This is a genomic window from Pseudonocardia parietis (assembly GCF_017876315.1).
GTDB classification, from domain to species: domain Bacteria; phylum Actinomycetota; class Actinomycetes; order Mycobacteriales; family Pseudonocardiaceae; genus Pseudonocardia; species Pseudonocardia parietis.
This window is the reverse complement of record NZ_JAGINU010000001.1, coordinates 5,986,766-6,004,350: the sequence shown is the minus strand read 5'-3', so window position 1 is coordinate 6,004,350 and position 17,585 is coordinate 5,986,766. Positions and strand designations below refer to the sequence as shown.

The window sequence follows — 17,585 nt, the reverse complement described above, 5'->3', positions numbered from 1 at the left end:
CGACCTCACACCGTCTGCAACAGGTGTGAAGTCGAGGCAAGGGGTGTGAGGTGGGCGCGTGAGTGCGGGTTCAGCGGCCGGGCACGCCGCGGCGCGGGCCGGTGTGGCGACGGACCGGGCGGGGCGCGGGGCCCCGCTGGCAGCGTGGACACCAGTAGGTGACGCGGGCGTAGGGCGGTTCACCCTGGTCCGCGGTCCGGATCCGGGTCCCGCAGCGCCGGCACGGCCGTCCCGCACGTTCGAACACCCAGTGTGCCTCGCCCGCGGCGAGCGACCCCGTCGTCGTCTGCTCCGGACGGTCCTTGTTGGACGAGAGCAGCCGGTGGGCCAGGGCGATCACGCCCGGCAGGTCCGGGACCTCGCGCACCGGCACCCACGGCGTCAGCCCGAGCAGGAAACAGATGTCGTTGCGGTAGAGGTTCCCCAGCCCGGCCATGACCCGCTGCTCCAGCAGCACGAGGCCGAGCTCGTGGGCGCTCCGGGCGGACATCCGGCGCAGTGCCTCGGCCGCGTGTGCCTCACCCCAGTCGGGATCGAGGAGATCCGGTCCGAGGTGTCCGACGAGGGCGTGCTCCTCGGCGGTGAGCAGCAGTTCCAGGTCGTGCAGGGCGAACCCGACGGCCACCCGGTCCGCGGTCTCCAGGACGGCGCGTGCCTCGTGCGCGGGCCGGTGCCATCGCGCGGCGGGCCGGTAGAGGTGCCAGGCCCCGTCCATCCGGAAGTGGCTGTGCAGGCTGCGGCCGTCGTCGAACCGGGTGAACAGGTGCTTGCCGACGGATCCGACGCCGGTGACGGTCAGCCCGGCCAGGTCGTGCTGCACCAGCCTCGGGTGCCGGAGCTCCCCGCTGACGAGCCGGTGCGAGGCCAGCGCGGCGTGCAGCCGCCTGCCGGCCAGGTAGACGGTGTCTCCCTCGGGCACGGCGCCGACGCTACCCGCGTGCCGGTCAGCCCACGTGGAGCGTCCGCAGCTCGGGCCAGACCTCGGACCACGGCCGTTGCGCGGTCCCACCGGTCCACACCGGGGCCCCTGCCTCGGCGCCCGGCGGGAGCAGGGTGTCACCCGACCCGGACGTTCCGGCCAGCTGCAGGCCGGTGACGACCGGGGCCAGCTGCGCCGGATCCAGCCCCACGAAGATCACGACGTCGCGGTCGTCGGGCGGGGGCCCGAAGTAGCCGTAGCTGCGGTTGCCGCTGTGCACCGGGGGAAGCTCGGTTCCCGGTGGTGCGGTGTCCAGGTAGGCGGCCCAGATGTAGGAGCCGGAGATGACGACGGTCCGGGAGCGTTCCTCGGCCGGCAGCGCCGACCAGGCCTGCCGGACGCCGGCGATCACGCCGTTCTGCACACCCGGGGCGGACAGCATCGCGGTGAGCGGAACGATCGCCGCCGCGGCGGCGACCGACAGCGCGGCGCCGGGCCACACGATCCAGGAGAGCCTCCGGTGCCCGGTCTCGCGCCGGTGCTGGAACCCGATCGCGCCGAGCGCCGCGAGCGCTCCGTGCAGCCCGTTGAGGTAGTACGGCCGCCCGGCGGTGATCACGAACAACGCCCACAGCGCCACGAAGGTCAGTGCCAGGAACGCGTACGGGCGCAACCGGCGGTCGGCCACCGCGAACACCAGCCCGGCGACGACGAGCACCAGACCGACCGGCCCGGCCAGCCAGAGCAGCCCGAGCGCGGTCCCGGGGCGGCCCCCGGACAGCGCCTCGGCCTCGGAGGCGACGACGGCCCCCATCTGCAGCTGCGGCCAGCCGTGCATCGCCTGCCAGATGAGGGTCGGTGCGGCTATCAGGGCCCCGACCAGGGCGGACACCCACAGCGCCGGCCGGCCCAGCAGCCCCCGCGGCCCGATGGCGAGTACCGCGGCCAGCAACACCGCAGCGAAGAGGATCACCTGGAACTTGGTCTGCGCGGCGAGGCCGAGTACCGGGCCGATGACCAGCAGCAGCCGGTCCTCGCGCAGCCGGATCCAGCGCACCAGCAGCCAGACGATCAGCAGCCAGCCGAGCGGTTCCAGGGTGTAGGGGGTCAGCCAGTGCCCGGCGAGCGTGGCCCAGAGTCCGGTGGCCTGGGCGAGCGCGGTGAGCGTCTGCGCCCGCCGGTCGCCGCCGAGCTCCCGGGCGATCAGCGCGGCGACGAGCACGGCGCCGGCGGTCGCCAGCGACGGGACGATCCGCAGCACCGCGATCGATCCCGGTGCGACCGTGTCGGCGAGCCACGCGATCGCCGGTGCGAGCGGCGGCTGGTCGGCGGAACCCCAGTCCAGGTGGTGGCGGCCGATCGCCAGCATCAGCGCCTCGTCGAACCAGTAGCCGCGGCCGACCGAACCGGAGACGAGGTGGACCGTGGCGACGACGGCCGTGACCAGGCCGACCGGCCACCGGGCGAGCCGCGGCACCTGTGAGCCGACCTGTAGGGGCGGCAGGACGGTCGTCATGGTGGCCCCCTCGTCGTGGTCGCCGGCCCAGTGCACCGTGCTCGGCCGATCCGCGCTGCGGTCGTCCGTCGAGGTGTGCCGGGCCTTCGTCGCGAGGGTGTGCGACTTTCGTCGACCGCCGGACCGTCGTTCCCGCGGCGGCGTCGGACACGGCCGGTTTGGGGACTGCCCGTGTCGCCGCGTCGCGCGTTGTCGCAGCGGTGGCGGCTCGTCGCCGTCCCGCTCCGGGCGTCAGCGTGGGCGGCGAGCGATCCGCAGCGCGCACAGCACCAGGGGCACCTGCAGCGGAAGCCGGCCCCACGCGATCGCCCGGTATCCCGGCGCCTTGCCGCTCGAGCGCAGTGCCATCGACACGTTCGCCGGGAACACCGCCGTGAGTAGCCTCGTTGCGGCCCAGCCCCCGGCGCGCCGGGTCCGCGGGTAGGCGAGCGCCGCAGCCACCGCACCCTCGGCGACCCCGGACGCATACGTCCAGAACCGCGGCTCGCCGGGAAGGCTCGTCGGGACGATCGAGTCGAACGGCTCGGGTCGTGCCGCGTGCAGGACGGCGGCGGTGCCGAGCAGGCCGGCCAGGGCAAGGGCCGTACGGCGCTCGCGGCGACTGTGGTCGGGGGAGCGGTGGATCATGGCGGTGATCGTGCCACCGCGCGGTGTGGGCACCGATGAGCGCGCTGACCGGCACGCCCTACCGACCGGCAGTGCCTCGTCACGCCCGCAGCCGCAGTCCCTTCGGAGTCACCCGGAACCCGGCCTCGGTGAGCACCACGGACAGCTCGGACGCCAGCGAGTCCTGGCCGTCCGCACGTTCGACCGCGAGGGATCCGAGCCAGCCCTCGTGCACCGCGCCCGCCAGCGCCTCCGCGCCGGCGCGGAGCTCGTCGTGGTCGGAGGTGAACGACAGCAGCGACTTCCCGCCCCGCTCGACGTACAGCGCGGGTGTGCCGTCGACGAGGGTGACCAGCGCGCCCGCCTTCCGGCCGGGCCGGTGTTTGGTCTCGCCGACGGTCTCCGGCCAGGCCAGCGCCGCGCCGTAGGGCTGGGCCGGGTCGGCGGCGGCCAGTACGACCCGGGACAGTGACCGCCAGGCGTCCCGGGGGGTGTGAGGGCTCCGGCCTGCGCCACCGTCGAATTCGTCGTACCGGCCCGCGCCGGACCCCGGGAACGTCGTGGGGCGGCGCAGGTCGTCAGGCACGCCGGCATACGGGTCGGGCACCGGATCGGCGGAGCGGTCGGCACCGGGTTCGTCGGCACCGGGATCCTCGCCGGACCCGGTCGGGGCGCCGTGCCGGCCGCTCGGTACCGGCCCGTCCGGACCGGCCATGGCCCGGACCCGGTCGATCGCACCGGGCACCGCGAACTGTGCGGCACCGAGCCCCTCGACGACGTAGCCGCGCCGGCACCGCCCGGACTCCTCCATCGCGCGGAGCACCTTGTAGACCCCCGCGAACCCGCCGCTCACCCGCTCGGTGCCCAGCGCCCCGCGGGTCAGCACGCCGTGCCGCTCGAGGAAGGCCTCCGCCGCGGCGTGCGCCCGCCGCGTCGGGTCCGGCTCCCGCGGCACCGCGACCGACCAGCGCCCGCCCACCGAGGGCGGGCCGCTCCGGCTCGGCATCGACGGCCGCCCCGCCCGCAGCTGTGCGTACCGGCCGCGCGGAGCCCGCCGGCCCGCGCGGTGCGCGCCGCCCTGCCGACCGGCGGCGCCGCGCCGGTTCCCGCTCCCGGACAGCCGGGCGCGCAGCGGGCCGAGCGTGTCGTTGGTCAGGGCCCCGGCCCAGACCAGGTCCCAGATCGCGGCGACGACGTCGTCGTCGGACGGGGCGGGTTCGTCCTGCTCCTTGAGCGTCAGCCCGGCCCGGGTGGCGAGCTCGCGGAAGAACAGCGCACCGTCCGCCTGCTCCGCCGCGAGGTCCGGATCGGTCAGCGCGGCCGGGTCGGCCAGGCCGAGCGCGGCGAGCACCGCGGTGTGCAGCGGCGTACCCGCGGTGTCCAGATCGGGCGCGGGCAGCAGCAGATCCGCGACGTCGGCGGGCGCGAGCGCCAGCCAACCGTCCTGCCCGGCGAGCGCGCCGCACCCGGCCCAGGTGACCTCACCGGCCGCGGTCAGCTCGTCCAGCAACGCCGGGCTGTAGCCGGGGAGCCGGGCGGGCAGGATCAGCGACTCGACCGCGCTCGCGGGCAACGGCGCCCCGGCGAGCTGCTCGACGACGCCGAGAACGTCCTCGGCGCCCGGCGCGCGCCGCACCCGCCCCCGGCGATCGGAGCCCGGATGCACCTGCACGCCCTGCCAGGCGGGCAGGAACCGGCCCAGGGCACGCTGCTCGACCGGCTCGACCTCGTGCCGCAGCTTCGCCAGCGACGCACGCCGAAGCCTGCGCAGCACCTCGGTGTCGCAGTACTCGATCTCGTTGCGGGTTCCGGCCGGCACCAGCGCCTGCGGGCGCAGCTCGCCCTTGACCAGCCGCCCGGTCCCGGTGAGCCGGTCCAGCACCCCGGCGACCACGGCGACACCCAGCCCGAACCGGGTGGCGCACTCGGCGGCGGTGAAGGGCCCGTGCGTGCGGGCATGGCGCAACACCAGATCGCCCAGCGGGTCCGGCACCGGCTCGGTGAACGCCTCCGGCACGCCGACCGGCAGCGCTGTGCCGAGGGCGTCCCGGATGCGGCCGGCGTCCTCGACGGCGACGAACCGCTCCTGCCCGGCGATCCGCACCCGCAGGGCACGCCGGGTGCGTTCCAGCTCGGCGAACCAGGCGGGGTCGATGCCGCGGGCCCGGCCGTCGATCTCGGAGAGGTCGCCGACGAACCGGAGCAGGTCGGCGGCACCCTCGATGTCACGGGCGTGCCGGTCCGGGTCGGTGCGCTGCAGCTGTGCCTCGACCTCGGCCAGTACCTCGGGGTCGAGCAGCTCGCGGATCGCCTCCGAGCCGAGCAGCTCTGCCAGCAGTGTGGAGTCCAGCGACAGCGCCGCGGCCCGGCGCTCGGCCAGTGGTGCGTCGGCCTCGTAGAGGAACATCCCGACGTAGCCGAACAGCAGGCTGCGCGCGAACGGCGAGGGCTGCGGCGTCTCGACCTCCGCGACCTTCACCTTCCGCGACCCGACATCGCCCATCAGCTCACGCAGACCGGGCAGGTCGTAGACGTCCTGCACGCACTCCCGCATCGCCTCGAGCGTGATCGGGAACTGCTCGAACTTCCCGGCCACGCCCAGCAGCTGTGCCGATCGCTGCCGCTGCTGCCACAGCGGGCTGCGCCGTCGCGGGTCGCGGCGGGGGAGCAGCAGCGCCCGCGCCGCGCACTCCCGGAACCGGGACGCGTAGAGCGCGGAGTTCCCCAGCTCCGCGACGACGATCTGCTCGATCTCACCCGGGTCGAGCAGCACGTCCTCCGCGGTCGGGACCACCTCGGAGCCGGAGTCGTCGACGGCGTCCGGGAGCCGGAGCACGATCCCGTCGTCGGCGCCGGACGCGCTCACCTCGACCCCGCGCCGTTCTCGCATCCGGGCGGCGATCGCGAGCGCCCACGGGCCGTTCACCTGTGCACCGAACGGTGAGTGCACCACCAGGCGCCAGTCACCCAGCTCGTCGCGGAAGCGTTCCACCAGGATCGTGCGGTCGCTGGGGACCTGCCGGGTCGCCTCGCGCTGCTCGCGCAGGTAGGAGAGCAGGTTGTCGCAGGCCCACTCGTCGAGCCCGGCGGCCGAGGCCCGCTCCCGGGCGGCGCCCTCGGCGAGCCCGGACATCTCCCGCACGAACGCGCCGACCGCCCGGCCCAGCTCGAGCGGCCGTCCGATCGACTCGCCCTTCCAGAACGGCATCCGGGCGGGCACCCCGGGCGCCGGGGTGACGATGACGCGGTCGTGCGTGATGTCCTCGACCCGCCACGACGACGTACCCAGCAGGAACGTGTCGCCGACCCGGGACTCGTAGACCATCTCCTCGTCGAGCTCGCCCACCCGTGAACCCGCGCCGTCGGCGCCGCCCGGGGTCATCACCGTGAACAGGCCGCGGTCCGGGATCGTCCCACCGGAGGTCACCGCGAGCCGCTGCGCGCCGGGCCGGCCGCGGAGCTCGTCGGTGACCCGGTCCCAGGTGATCCGGGCGCGGAGCTCGCCGAACTCCTCCGACGGGTACCGCCCGGCGAGCATGTCGAGCACCGAGTGCAGCGCGGAGTCCGGCAGCGCGGCGAACGGTGCGGCCCGCCGCACGGCGGCGGCGAGGTCGGGCAGCTGCCACGGCTCCATCGCGACCATGGCGACGATCTGCTGGGCGAGTACGTCGAGCGGGTTGCGCGGATACCGGGTCGACTCGATCGCACCGGACGTCATCCGCTCGGCGACCACCGCGCAGGACACCAGGTCGCCGCGGAACTTGGGGAACACGACACCTTCGGACACCGCGCCCACCTGGTGCCCGGCGCGGCCGACCCGCTGCAGCCCGGACGCGACCGACGGCGGTGCCTCGACCTGCACCACCAGGTCGACCGCGCCCATGTCGATGCCGAGCTCCAGGCTGGACGTGGCGACCACGCAGGGCAGGAGCCCGGACTTCAGCTCCTCCTCGACGAGGGTGCGCTGGTCGCGGGACATCGAGCCGTGGTGCGCCTTGGCGACCGACGCCGGCGCCCCGCCGCCGATCCCGGACTGGCCGACGGCCTCGGCCGGGAACTCGGCACCCGGACCGCCGGGGACGTCGCCGGTGTCGTCGAGCTCCCGGGCCTCCTCCTGCTCGGCGGCCAGCTCGTTGAGCCGGGAGGTCAGCCGCTCCGCGAGCCGCCGCGAGTTGGCGAACACGATCGTCGAGCGGTGCTCGCGGACCAGCCCGAGGAGCCGCTCCTCGACCGCCGGCCAGATCGAGGGTCTCCGCGCGGTGCCCGCGGCCGACCCGACGACCTCCTCGTCGGTACTGCCCGGCGCGGGGCGCTCGTCCAGCGCGGCGAGATCCGGTACCGGGACCTGCACCTCGACCCGGATCGTCTTCGGTGTGCTCGGCGCCACGACCTCCACCGGCCGGGTCCCGGACAGGAACGTGGACACCTCGTCGACCGGGCGGACGGTCGCGGACAGACCGATGCGCTGCGGCGATATCCGGGTGATCTCCTCCAGGCGCTCGAGTGACAGCGCCAGGTGCGCGCCGCGCTTGGTGCCGGCGACCGCGTGCACCTCGTCCAGGATCACGGTCGACACCCCGCGCAGCGACTCCCGTGCGGCCGAGGTGAGCAGCAGGAACAGCGACTCCGGGGTCGTCACCAGGACGTCCGGCGGGGTGCGCTGGAACTGCCGGCGCTCGTCGGCCGGGGTGTCGCCGGTGCGCATCCCGACGGTGATGTCGGGCGGCGGGGCCCCGAGCCGCTGTGCGGCCTGCCGAATCCCGGTGAGCGGGGAGCGAAGGTTGCGCTGCACGTCGACGGCGAGAGCCTTGAGCGGGGAGACGTAGAGGACCCGGCACCGGTGCTTCGGCTCCGCGGGGACCGGTTCGGCCGCCAGCCGGTCGAGGGCCCACAGGAACGCGGCCAGCGTCTTGCCGGAGCCGGTCGGGGCCACGACGAGGGCGTTCTGCCCGCGCTGCGCAGCCGTCCAGGCGCCTTCCTGCGCTGTGGTGGGCGCGGCGAAGGCGCCCTCGAACCACTGGCGGGTGGCGGGCGAGAAGCCGTCGAGTGCGCTCACGTCGCCCATCATGCGGCCGGGCACCGACAGTTTCGCGTCGGCGGGCGGCGTCAGGTCCCGGTGCGGGCCTCGTCGGCGCGGATCCGCGGCCAGATCTCGGCCGGATCGTCGGCCGGGAATGCGGCGACCAGCCCGGCCACGGTCCAGACCATGGTGGGCAGGAAGTCGTCACCGAGCGCCTCGACGTACAGCGAGGTCTCCCGGGCGTTCGCGGGATCCACCAGCGGCGTGACCGTGTAGCGGGCACGGGCGGCGAAGCGCTTCCCCATGTTCTCGGCGATCCAGGCCAGCGCCCGATCGGCCCGGTCGTCGGTGTCGGCCAGGGCCGTGCGGGCGGCGTCGTACCAGTCCGCGAGCACCAGGAACGCCAGCGACCAGCCCGGCGGGGTGGCGTCCTCGGGAAGCCCGTCGTCGACGGCGGTCAGCTCCCTGACGGCGAAGCGGGCGGGCTCCGGTCCCGGGGAGGCGAGCGTCTCGCGGACCGCCCCCTCGAGGACCTCGGACACCAGACGGTAGGCGTCCTCGATGCCGACCTGGTTCTCCTTGCTCGCCATCGGTCCTCCTTCGTGATCGGTTCGGCAGCGTAACGCGCTGGTGCCCCCGGCCCCGGCGGGGCAGCATCCGGGCGTGACCGAGGCGCCGCACCGGCAGGATCCCGCCCAACCCCGTCTGCTCGTCGTCCTCGCCGCCGGGCAGGTGTTCGGCGGGACGGCGATGGCGACCTCGGTCGCGGCCAGTTCGCTGGTCGCGGCCCGGCTGTCCGGCTCGCCCTCGGTGGGCGGCGCGGCGTCGACCGCCATCGTGCTGGGCGCGGCCGGGGCGGCCGCCGTCGTCGCCCGGGTGGCCCAGCGCCGCGGTCGCCGTCCCGCACTGGCCGGTGGCTACCTGATCGCATTCGCCGGTGCCGTCGGTGCCGTGCTCGCGACCGAGGCGGGCAGTGCACCCGCGTTGCTGGTGGCGCTGCTGCTGGTCGGCTCGGGGACGGCGGTCGGCCTGGCCGCCCGGTACGCCGCGACCGATCTGGCGGCGCCGAACCGGGCCGGGCGCGCGCTGGCGCTGGTGGTGTGGGCGACGACCGTGGGTGCGGTGGCCGGGCCGAACCTGCTGGGGCCGCTGCAGTTCGTCGCGATCCGGCTGGGGCTCGATCCGGCGACCGGCCCGTACCTGCTGTGCGCGGCCGCCTTCGCCGCCGCGGCCCTGGTCAGCTGGGCCGGGCTGCGGCCGGATCCGCTGGTCCGGGCCCGCGCACGGGCGGCGGCGGCCACGCCGGGGGCGACCCCGGACGGAGGGACGACGCGGCCGTGGGCGGTGCTGCGCGGGTCCCGGCCGGCACTCGTCGGCGCCGCCGGGATCGTCGTCGGGCACGCCGTGATGGTCGGGCTGATGTCGATGACACCGGTGCACATGGACCACGGCGGAGCGGCACTGACCGTGGTCGGGCTGGTGATCAGCCTGCACATCGCCGGGATGTACGCGCTGAGCCCGGTCTTCGGCCGGCTGTCCGACCGGCTGGGTGCGGAACGGGTGCTGGCGTGCGCCGCGGTGCTGCTCACCGTCGCCGGGGTGCTCTGCGCACTGGCCGCGCCGACCGCGACCGCACTGCTCACGTGTGCGCTTATCCTGCTCGGGCTGGGCTGGTCGGCTGCGCTGGTGGGCGGATCAGCGCTGCTGACGGCCTCGGTGCCGGTGGCAGAGCGGCCGCGGGTGCAGGGAGCGGTGGACGTGGCGATGAACCTCGGCGGCGCGGCGGCGGGCATCGTGGCCGGGGTGCTGGTGACGGTCGCGTCCTACGCCGTGCTCGGGATCGTCGCGGTGGTCGTCACCGCGCCGTTCCTGCTGGTGACGCTGCGGGCCGGCGGCCGGCTCCCGGCCGGGTCGGCAGCACCCCCGACCGCCTGAACGACGGTCAGCGCTTGCGCTGGTGGTACCACCAGCGCACCAGCACGACCAGAGCCGAGAGCAATGCCAGCAGCGAGACGATCTGCCAGGCGAGCGGCGATCCGATCCCGGTGGTCGCGAGGACCTCGTCGGCGACATCGACGGGGGCGGCGGCCAGCAGTTCGGACATATCTCCCATCGTACCGACGAACGGGCGGTCGTGGGCGTGAGCCGCGGACAACGGTGGAGGTCTACCCTCGCGGCGTGCGATTGAGCCACTTCCGCCAGCTGATGGAGGGCGAGTTCGGGTCGGTGCGGGCGGCGTCGCTGGCGCGCGACCACGTCTTCGCCGAACTGGGCGGGCAGACCGTCGAGCGAGCGATCGAGTCCGGCACGGACCTGCGACGGATCTGGCGTGCGGTGTGCGAGGCCTACGAGGTGCCTCCCGCGCGCCGTTGACCTCGGGAACCGCGACCTCGGGGGACCGTTCGGCTCCCCGGGGCGCCCGGTCGGCGTGTGCGGTGTCGACTCGAACGCGTGTTCGTCTATGGTCTCCTCAGGACGCGATGCCGCACGACGCGGCGAGTTGTCCACAGGCACTGATCCGGCCACCGAAACTGTCGGGGGTACCCCATACCGTTGTGGTGTGCCCCCCCGAAAGACAGCAGACACCGATCGCCGACCAGCGAGGAATCAAGAGATGTCAACTCCGGACCGCGAGAAGGCGCTCGAACTCGCCCTCGCCCAGATCGAGAAGAACCACGGCAAGGGATCGGTGATGCGCCTGGGCGACCAGACCCGCACCCCGGTCAGTGCCATCTCCACCGGCTCCATCGCGCTCGACGTGGCGCTCGGCGTCGGCGGCATCCCGCGCGGGCGCGTCATCGAGATCTACGGCCCGGAGTCCAGCGGTAAGACCACGGTCGCGCTGCACGCCGTGGCGAGCGCGCAGGCCGCCGGTGGTGTGGCCGCGTTCATCGACGCCGAGCACGCGCTCGACCCGGAGTACGCCAAGGCGCTCGGGGTGAACACCGACGACCTGCTGGTCTCCCAGCCGGACACCGGCGAGCAGGCGCTGGAGATCGCGGACATGCTGATCCGCTCCGGCGCGCTGGACATCATCGTGATCGACTCGGTGGCGGCGCTCGTGCCGCGCGCCGAGATCGAGGGCGAGATGGGCGACAGCCACGTCGGCCTGCAGGCCCGGCTGATGAGCCAGGCGCTGCGGAAGATCACCGGCGCACTGAGCACCTCGGGCACCACGATGATCTTCATCAACCAGCTGCGCGAGAAGATCGGCGTGATGTTCGGGTCCCCGGAGACCACGACCGGTGGCAAGGCGCTGAAGTTCTACGCCTCGGTGCGGATGGACATCCGCCGGATCGAGACCCTGAAGGACGGTACCGACATGGTCGGCAGCCGGACCCGGGTCAAGGTCGTGAAGAACAAGGTGGCCCCGCCGTTCAAGCAGGCCGAGTTCGACGTGCTCTACGGGGTCGGGATCAGCAAGGAGGGTTCGCTGATCGACGTGGGCGTCGAGCAGGGGATCATCCGTAAGTCGGGTGCCTGGTACACCTACGAGGGCGACCAGATGGGGCAGGGCAAGGAGAACGCCCGCAAGTTCCTCAAGGAGAACCCGGACGTCGCCACGGAGGTCGAGAAGCGGATCAAGGAGAAGCTCGGCATCGGCCCGGTCGTCGACGCCGAGGACTCCGCGTCGGTCGAGCCCCTGCCGGCTCCGGTCGACTTCTGAGCGTGGCCGCCCCGCACAGCGGCGCCCCGAGCACGTCCGACGGGGACGGCGCGGAGTCATCTGAACCCCGCGCCGTCTCGCTGGACGACCTGTTCGGCGACCCTCGTCCGGTCGGCGCCGCGGACGACGGCGGCATCACCGTGGGCCGTGGTGGCATCACCGCGGATGACGGCGGCGCCGCCACCGCGGACGACGGCACGACCACCGCGGGCGACGGCGGCACGACCACCGCGGACGGCGGCGCGGGAGGCGTCGCGGACGTGGAGCCCGGGAGCTGGGCCGACAGCGCCTGGTCGGACGGGATCTGGCCGGACGATGCCGGGGCCGAGCCCGGCACCGGTCCACGGGTCGCCACGTTCGAGGAACCGGCCGGGGACTGTGACCTGCCGGAGGAAGCGGAGCCCGCCCGCGCTGTCTCGTTCGACGAGCTCTCCGGCCGGCGAGCCCGCTCCGGCACGGCCGCTCGGGGTCCGCGGCGCGACTCCGGCGGTGATACCGGTGGAGAGCCCGGTGGCGAAGTCGGGGGTGTCGCCCGGGGCCGTGAGCGTCGGGGTCGTGGACGTACGTCCGGCCCTGGACAGGAACCGCGAGAGGCGAGGCGCGGGGGCCGGCGCGGCGGAGGTCGCGGGAGCTCGGACCCGGAGCCCGAGCGGACCCCCGCGGAACAGGAGGCGCGGGCGAAGGAGATCTGCCTGCGCCTGCTCACCGACCGCGCGCGCACCGTCAAGGAGCTCGGCGACGCTCTGCGACGCAAGGAGATCCCGGACGAGATCGCGGACCGTGTCCTCGCCCGGTTCGACGAGGTCGGCCTGATCGACGACAAGGCGTTCGCCGACCAGTGGGTCCGCTCCCGGCACCGCTACCGCGGGCTCGGAAAGCGGGCGATCGCACTGGAGCTGCATCGCAAGGGCGTCGACCGGGAGATCGCCGACGAGGCACTCACCGAGATCGACGACGAGTCCGAGCGCGAGCGCGCCCGCGATCTCGTCGCGAAGCGGCTGCGCAGCCTGCCGATCGGCACCCGGGAGGAGCGACAGGCCACCGCGCGCAAGCTGGTCGGGATGCTCGCCCGCAAGGGCTACGGCGCCGGCGTCGCGTACGGCGTCGTCAAGGACGAGATCGCCGCTGCCGGCGCGGACGCCGAGGAACTCGGCGAGACTCCGCCCGAGGACTGACCCCGCACACCGAGCGCGACCTCGCAGGGCACCTGCGTACCTCGCAGCCGCTGCCGGCTGTGCGAGGTCGAACCGGCAGCTGCGAGGTCGAAACCGGCGGGTGCGAGGTCGAACCGGCGCGCACCGGCGGGTGGGCGGGCCGGCGGGCTCCGTCAGCCCAGTAGTTCCCGGCCGCTGCGGTGGCGGTGGAGCACCTGCACGTCGCTCGTCCCGGCGCGTAGGGAGGCGGAGGTGTCGGCCATGTACTCCAGCAGGATGTCGGCGAAGGCGATCACCGCGGGTGTCGGGGCGATGTCGGCGCGGCGGGCGAGGGCCACGGTCCGGTACAGGGCGGGGGTCAGCACGGTGCGGCGCAGCCGCGGCCTGCCGATGAACACCAGGTCCGGCACCACCGCGACGCCGGTCCCCGCCTCCACCATCCGCAGCACGGCGTCCATCTGGCCGCCCTCCACCGCGATCCGCGGCGTCACCCCGGCCTCGTCGTAGGCCCGCAGGGTCACCTCGCGCAGGTCGTAGCCCTTGCGCACCATCACCAGGTCGTGCCGGGCCAGGTCGGCCACCGAGATCGAGTTGCGGGGGTTCAGCGGTTGCCGGGCCCGCGGGGACGCGACCGAGAGCCGTTCGCGCAGCAGGGGAGCGGAGTGCAGGGCCGGGTCGACACCGTCCGGCGGCACGATCACCAGGGCGACGTCGAGCTCGTTGCGCACCACCGCGGTCTCCAACGGCTGCGCCCCGTCCTCGACGAGCTCCACCCCGATCCCCGGGTGCCGGGCGTGGAACACCCGCAGCACGTCCGACAGCACTCCGATGCACAGCGACGGCGTCGCACCCACCCGCACCCGCCCGCTGCGCAACCCGACCATCTCGGCGACCGTCGTGCGGACCATGTCCGAGTCGGCGATCATGCGTTGGGCCAGCGGGAGCACCGCCTCACCGGCCGGGGTCAAGGTCAGCACCGACCCGCGGTTGATCAAGGGGGTGCCCAGCTCGTTCTCCAGGGTCCGCAGCGCCCGGCTGAGTGTGGGCTGGGTAACACCCACCTGGTCCGCCGCACGAGTGAAGCTGCGCACGTCGGCCACGGCAACGAAGTACATGAGCTGCTGGAGTGTCACCGTCATAGCGTAGAGCTATGACAGTTGACCGCTCGATGCATTGGACGGTCCCGCTGCTTGGTATGTCCACTAGGCTTCGTGGTCACCATGTCCGAGAAGTCCCGGGCGGGCGGCGCCGAGCCCCGGCGCCCACGCACGCCCAGTGCGCTGCTGAAATTCGTGATGGCGGTGAGCGGCGTCTTCCTGCTGCTCTACGTCGTCCTGCACATGATCGGGAACTTGAAGATCTTCTTCGGTCCCGAGTCGATCGACCAGTACGCGGCATGGCTGCGCACCATCCTCGAGCCCGCGCTGCCCCAGGGGGGCATGCTGTGGATCGTCCGGGTCGTCCTGCTGGTGTCGGTGATCGCGCACATCTGGGCGGCCACGGTGCTGACCCTGCGCGCTCGCCGGGCCCGCCCGATCAAGTACGCGGGCGGTTCGTACAAGGTCAAGGGCAGCTACGCGGCTCGCACCATGCGCTGGGGCGGCGTGATCATCGCGCTGTTCGTGATCTACCACCTGCTGGACCTGACCTTCGGTGTCGCCAACCCGAACGGTGTCCACCTCGAGGTCTACGACAACATCGCCGCCGGCTTCGCCCTCGATCGCTGGTACGTGACCCTGTTCTACGTGCTGGCCGTCGTCGCGCTGGGCTTCCACGTCCAGCACGGCATCTTCTCCGGGATCCAGACCCTCGGGTGGTCCAGCAACAGCCGTGAGCGCACCATCAAGCTGGTGTCGACGGTGTTCGCCGTCGTCCTGACCCTCGGGTTCATCTCGGTGCCCCTCGCCGTCACGTTCGGAGTGGTCTGACCCATGACTGACGCCTCTACCCACCACGTGAGCTATAGCGACTACGCGACCGGTGAGCCGGTCGTCGACAAGGCCGTCCCGTCCGGCCCGATCGAGACGCGCTGGGAGCGCCGCCGCTTCGGCGTGAAGCTGGTGAACCCGGCCAACAAGCGGACGAAGAAGATCATCGTCGTCGGTTCCGGTCTGGCCGGTGGCGCCGCGTCCGCCACGCTCGGCGAGGCCGGCTACCAGGTCAAGACGTTCTGCTACCAGGACAGCCCGCGCCGGGCGCACTCGATCGCCGCCCAGGGCGGCATCAACGCGGCGAAGAACTACCGCAACGACGGCGACAGCGTCTACCGGCTGTTCTACGACACAGTGAAGGGCGGCGACTTCCGCGCCCGCGAGTCGAACGTGCACCGGCTCGCCGAGATCAGCCGGAACATCATCGACCAGTGCGTCGCGCAGGGCGTCCCGTTCGCCCGTGACTACGGCGGCCTGCTCGACACCCGCTCGTTCGGTGGTGTGCAGGTCTCCCGGACCTTCTACGCCCGCGGCCAGACCGGCCAGCAGCTGCTGCTCGGCGCCTACCAGGCCCTGGAGCGCCAGGTGGAGGCCGGCACCGTCGAGATGTTCACCCGGCACGAGATGCTGGAGCTGATCGTCGTCGAGGGCCGGGCCCGCGGCATCGTGGCCCGCGACATGGTCACCGGGGAGATCGAGGTGCACACCGCGGACGCGGTGGTGCTGGCCTCCGGTGGCTACGGCAACGTCTTCTACCTGTCGACGAACGCCAAGGGCTGCAACGTGACCGCCGGTTGGCGGGCGCACCGCAAGGGCGCGCTGTTCGCGAACCCGTGCTTCACCCAGATCCACCCGACCTGCATCCCGGTCTCCGGTGACCACCAGTCGAAGCTGACCCTGATGTCGGAGTCGCTGCGCAACGACGGTCGCGTCTGGGTCCCGAAGAAGCTCGGCGACGACCGTGGCCCGAAGGCGATCCCGGAGGACGAGCGGGACTACTTCCTCGAGCGCAAGTACCCGGCGTTCGGCAATCTGGTGCCCCGCGACATCGCGTCCCGGGCCGCCAAGGAGGTCTGCGACGAGGAGCGCGGCGTCGGCCCCGGTGGCCTGGGCGTCTACCTGGACTTCGACGACGCCATCCAGCGGCTCGGCCGCAAGGCCGTCGAGGCCAAGTACGGCAACCTGTTCGAGATGTACGAGCGGATCACGGGGGAGAACCCGTACGAGGTCCCGATGCGGATCTACCCCGCCGTGCACTACACGATGGGCGGTCTGTGGGTCGACTACGACCTGCAGTCGACGGTCCCCGGTCTGTACATCGGTGGCGAGGCGAACTTCTCCGACCACGGTGCGAACCGGCTCGGCGCCTCGGCGCTGATGCAGGGCCTGGCCGACGGCTACTTCGTCCTGCCGGTGACCATCGGTGACTACATCGCCAAGCACAACCTCGACGACATCCCGGAGGATGCGCCCGAGGTCGTGGAGGCCGTGAAGTCGGTGACCGACCGGATCGACCAGCTCCTGTCGATCAACGGGACCCGCACGGTGGACTCGTTCCACCGTGAGCTCGGCCAGATCATGTGGGACTACTGCGGCATGGAGCGGACCGAGGAGGGCCTGCGCAAGGCGCTGGACCGGATCCCGGAGCTGCGCCGCGAGTTCTGGAGCAACGTCAAGGTGCCCGGCACCGGCGCGGAGCTGAACCAGAGCCTGGAGAAGGCCGGCCGGGTGGCCGACTTCCTCGAGCTCGGTGAGCTCATGTGCCTGGACGCGCTGGTGCGTCGCGAGTCCTGCGGTGGCCACTTCCGTGGCGAGAGCCAGACCGAGGAAGGCGAGGCACAGCGCGACGACGAGAACTTCTCCTTCACCTCGGCCTGGGAGTACACCGGCCGCGGGCAGGCACCCGTCCTGCACAAGGAGGAGCTCGTCTTCGAATACGTGCACCCGACCCAGCGCAGCTACAAGTAAGGCGAGCAGACGTGAAACTCACCCTGAAGGTCTGGCGCCAGCGCGACGCCATCGACAAGGGCCGCCTGGCCACCTACGACGTCGAGGCCGACGAGGACATGTCGTTCCTCGAGATGCTCGACGTGCTCAACGAGAGGCTGATCCTGGCCGGCGAGGAGCCGGTCGCGTTCGACCACGACTGCCGTGAAGGCATCTGCGGTACCTGCAGCATGGTCATCGACGGTCAGCCGCACGGTCCGCAGCGGGCGACGACCACCTGCCAGCTGCACATGCGGCACTACTCCGACGGCGACACCATCGTCGTCGAGCCGTTCCGGTCCGGCGCCTTCCCGGTGATCAAGGACCTGGTCGTCGACCGCGGCGCGTTCGACAAGGTGATCCAGTCCGGCGGCTACGTCTCGGTCAACACCGGTTCGGCTCCGGAGGCGAACGCCAACGCCGTGCCGAAGGCGCAGGCCGACCGCGCGTTCGCGGCCGCGAACTGCATCGGCTGCGGTGCCTGCGTGGCGGCCTGCCCGAACGGCTCGGCGTCGCTGTTCCTGGGGGCGAAGCTGACCCACCTCGGCGAGCTGCCGCAGGGCCAGCCGGAGCGCTACGAGCGCGTCGTCAACATGGTGCAGACCCACGAGGACGCCGGCTTCGGCGGCTGCACCAACACCGGCGCCTGCGCCACCGCCTGCCCGAAGGAGATCCCGCTCGACGTGATCTCCCAGCTCAACCGCGACTACCTCGCGGCCACGGTGGGCGGCAAGAAGAAGTCCTGACCCCCGCAACGACACGAGGCCGGCCCGCCCCCTCCCCGGG

The 17,585-nt window shown here is 73.0% G+C and carries 14 protein-coding genes; 7 read left to right on the top strand and 7 right to left on the bottom strand.

Annotation, left to right across the window (positions count from 1 at the left end; genetic code table 11):
- Positions 1 to 70: 70 nt before the first annotated feature.
- From JOF36_RS28100 to JOF36_RS28080, 5 genes are all read right to left on the bottom strand, one after another.
- Positions 71 to 919: a DNA-formamidopyrimidine glycosylase family protein gene (locus JOF36_RS28100; RefSeq protein WP_210032789.1), complete on the bottom strand. Its 849-nt coding sequence runs from the start codon at positions 917 to 919 to the stop codon at positions 71 to 73.
- Between the two features lie 25 nt (positions 920 to 944).
- Complete coding sequence (locus JOF36_RS28095; RefSeq protein ID WP_210032787.1) at positions 945 to 2,435, bottom strand: glycosyltransferase family 39 protein; 1,491 nt, start codon at positions 2,433 to 2,435, stop codon at positions 945 to 947.
- A 231-nt stretch (positions 2,436 to 2,666) separates the two neighbouring features.
- On the bottom strand, positions 2,667 to 3,062 hold the full coding sequence (locus JOF36_RS28090; protein ID WP_210032785.1) for a DoxX family protein: 396 nt from the start codon (positions 3,060 to 3,062) through the stop codon (positions 2,667 to 2,669).
- 79 nt (positions 3,063 to 3,141) lie between these two features.
- Positions 3,142 to 8,106 (bottom strand): ATP-dependent helicase, encoded by a 4,965-nt coding sequence (locus JOF36_RS28085; protein ID WP_210036290.1) that lies wholly within the window; start codon positions 8,104 to 8,106, stop codon positions 3,142 to 3,144.
- A gap of 41 nt (positions 8,107 to 8,147) precedes the next feature.
- Entirely contained in the window at positions 8,148 to 8,651 is a 504-nt protein-coding gene (locus tag JOF36_RS28080; RefSeq protein WP_210032783.1) for a hypothetical protein, read from the bottom strand.
- A 73-nt stretch (positions 8,652 to 8,724) separates the two neighbouring features.
- On the opposite strand from JOF36_RS28080, the gene JOF36_RS28075 reads away from it, so the two are divergent.
- On the top strand, positions 8,725 to 9,996 hold the full coding sequence (locus tag JOF36_RS28075; protein ID WP_210032782.1) for an MFS transporter: 1,272 nt from the start codon (positions 8,725 to 8,727) through the stop codon (positions 9,994 to 9,996).
- Positions 9,997 to 10,003: 7 nt separating this feature from the next.
- Here JOF36_RS28075 and JOF36_RS28070 read toward each other — a convergent pair whose 3' ends face one another.
- Complete coding sequence (locus tag JOF36_RS28070) at positions 10,004 to 10,165, bottom strand: hypothetical protein (protein ID WP_210032780.1); 162 nt, start codon at positions 10,163 to 10,165, stop codon at positions 10,004 to 10,006.
- A gap of 74 nt (positions 10,166 to 10,239) precedes the next feature.
- On the opposite strand from JOF36_RS28070, the gene JOF36_RS28065 reads away from it, so the two are divergent.
- From JOF36_RS28065 to JOF36_RS41090, 3 genes are all read left to right on the top strand, one after another.
- Positions 10,240 to 10,434: a DUF3046 domain-containing protein gene (locus JOF36_RS28065; protein WP_210032778.1), complete on the top strand. Its 195-nt coding sequence runs from the start codon at positions 10,240 to 10,242 to the stop codon at positions 10,432 to 10,434.
- A 241-nt stretch (positions 10,435 to 10,675) separates the two neighbouring features.
- Positions 10,676 to 11,728, top strand: a complete 1,053-nt coding sequence (gene recA / locus JOF36_RS28060; RefSeq protein ID WP_210032776.1) for a recombinase RecA — start codon at positions 10,676 to 10,678, stop codon at positions 11,726 to 11,728.
- A gap of 2 nt (positions 11,729 to 11,730) precedes the next feature.
- The gene (locus JOF36_RS41090) at positions 11,731 to 12,903 is read left to right on the top strand and encodes a regulatory protein RecX (RefSeq protein WP_307862628.1); all 1,173 of its coding nucleotides are present in this window, start codon (positions 11,731 to 11,733) and stop codon (positions 12,901 to 12,903) included.
- A 152-nt stretch (positions 12,904 to 13,055) separates the two neighbouring features.
- Here the strand turns inward: JOF36_RS41090 and JOF36_RS28050 are convergent, their stop codons facing one another.
- Entirely contained in the window at positions 13,056 to 14,015 is a 960-nt protein-coding gene (locus JOF36_RS28050) for a LysR family transcriptional regulator (RefSeq protein WP_307862627.1), read from the bottom strand.
- 87 nt (positions 14,016 to 14,102) lie between these two features.
- Here JOF36_RS28050 and JOF36_RS28045 point away from each other — a divergent pair, with 87 nt between their 5' ends.
- The 3 genes from JOF36_RS28045 to JOF36_RS28035 are packed head-to-tail and all read left to right on the top strand — an operon-like array spanning position 14,103 to position 17,545.
- Positions 14,103 to 14,810, top strand: a complete 708-nt coding sequence (locus JOF36_RS28045; RefSeq protein WP_245352701.1) for a succinate dehydrogenase cytochrome b subunit — start codon at positions 14,103 to 14,105, stop codon at positions 14,808 to 14,810.
- Between the two features lie 3 nt (positions 14,811 to 14,813).
- Positions 14,814 to 16,781 (top strand): fumarate reductase/succinate dehydrogenase flavoprotein subunit, encoded by a 1,968-nt coding sequence (locus JOF36_RS28040; RefSeq protein ID WP_210032772.1) that lies wholly within the window; start codon positions 14,814 to 14,816, stop codon positions 16,779 to 16,781.
- An 11-nt stretch (positions 16,782 to 16,792) separates the two neighbouring features.
- Entirely contained in the window at positions 16,793 to 17,545 is a 753-nt protein-coding gene (locus JOF36_RS28035; protein WP_210032770.1) for a succinate dehydrogenase/fumarate reductase iron-sulfur subunit, read from the top strand.
- The last annotated feature ends 40 nt before the right edge of the window (positions 17,546 to 17,585 follow it).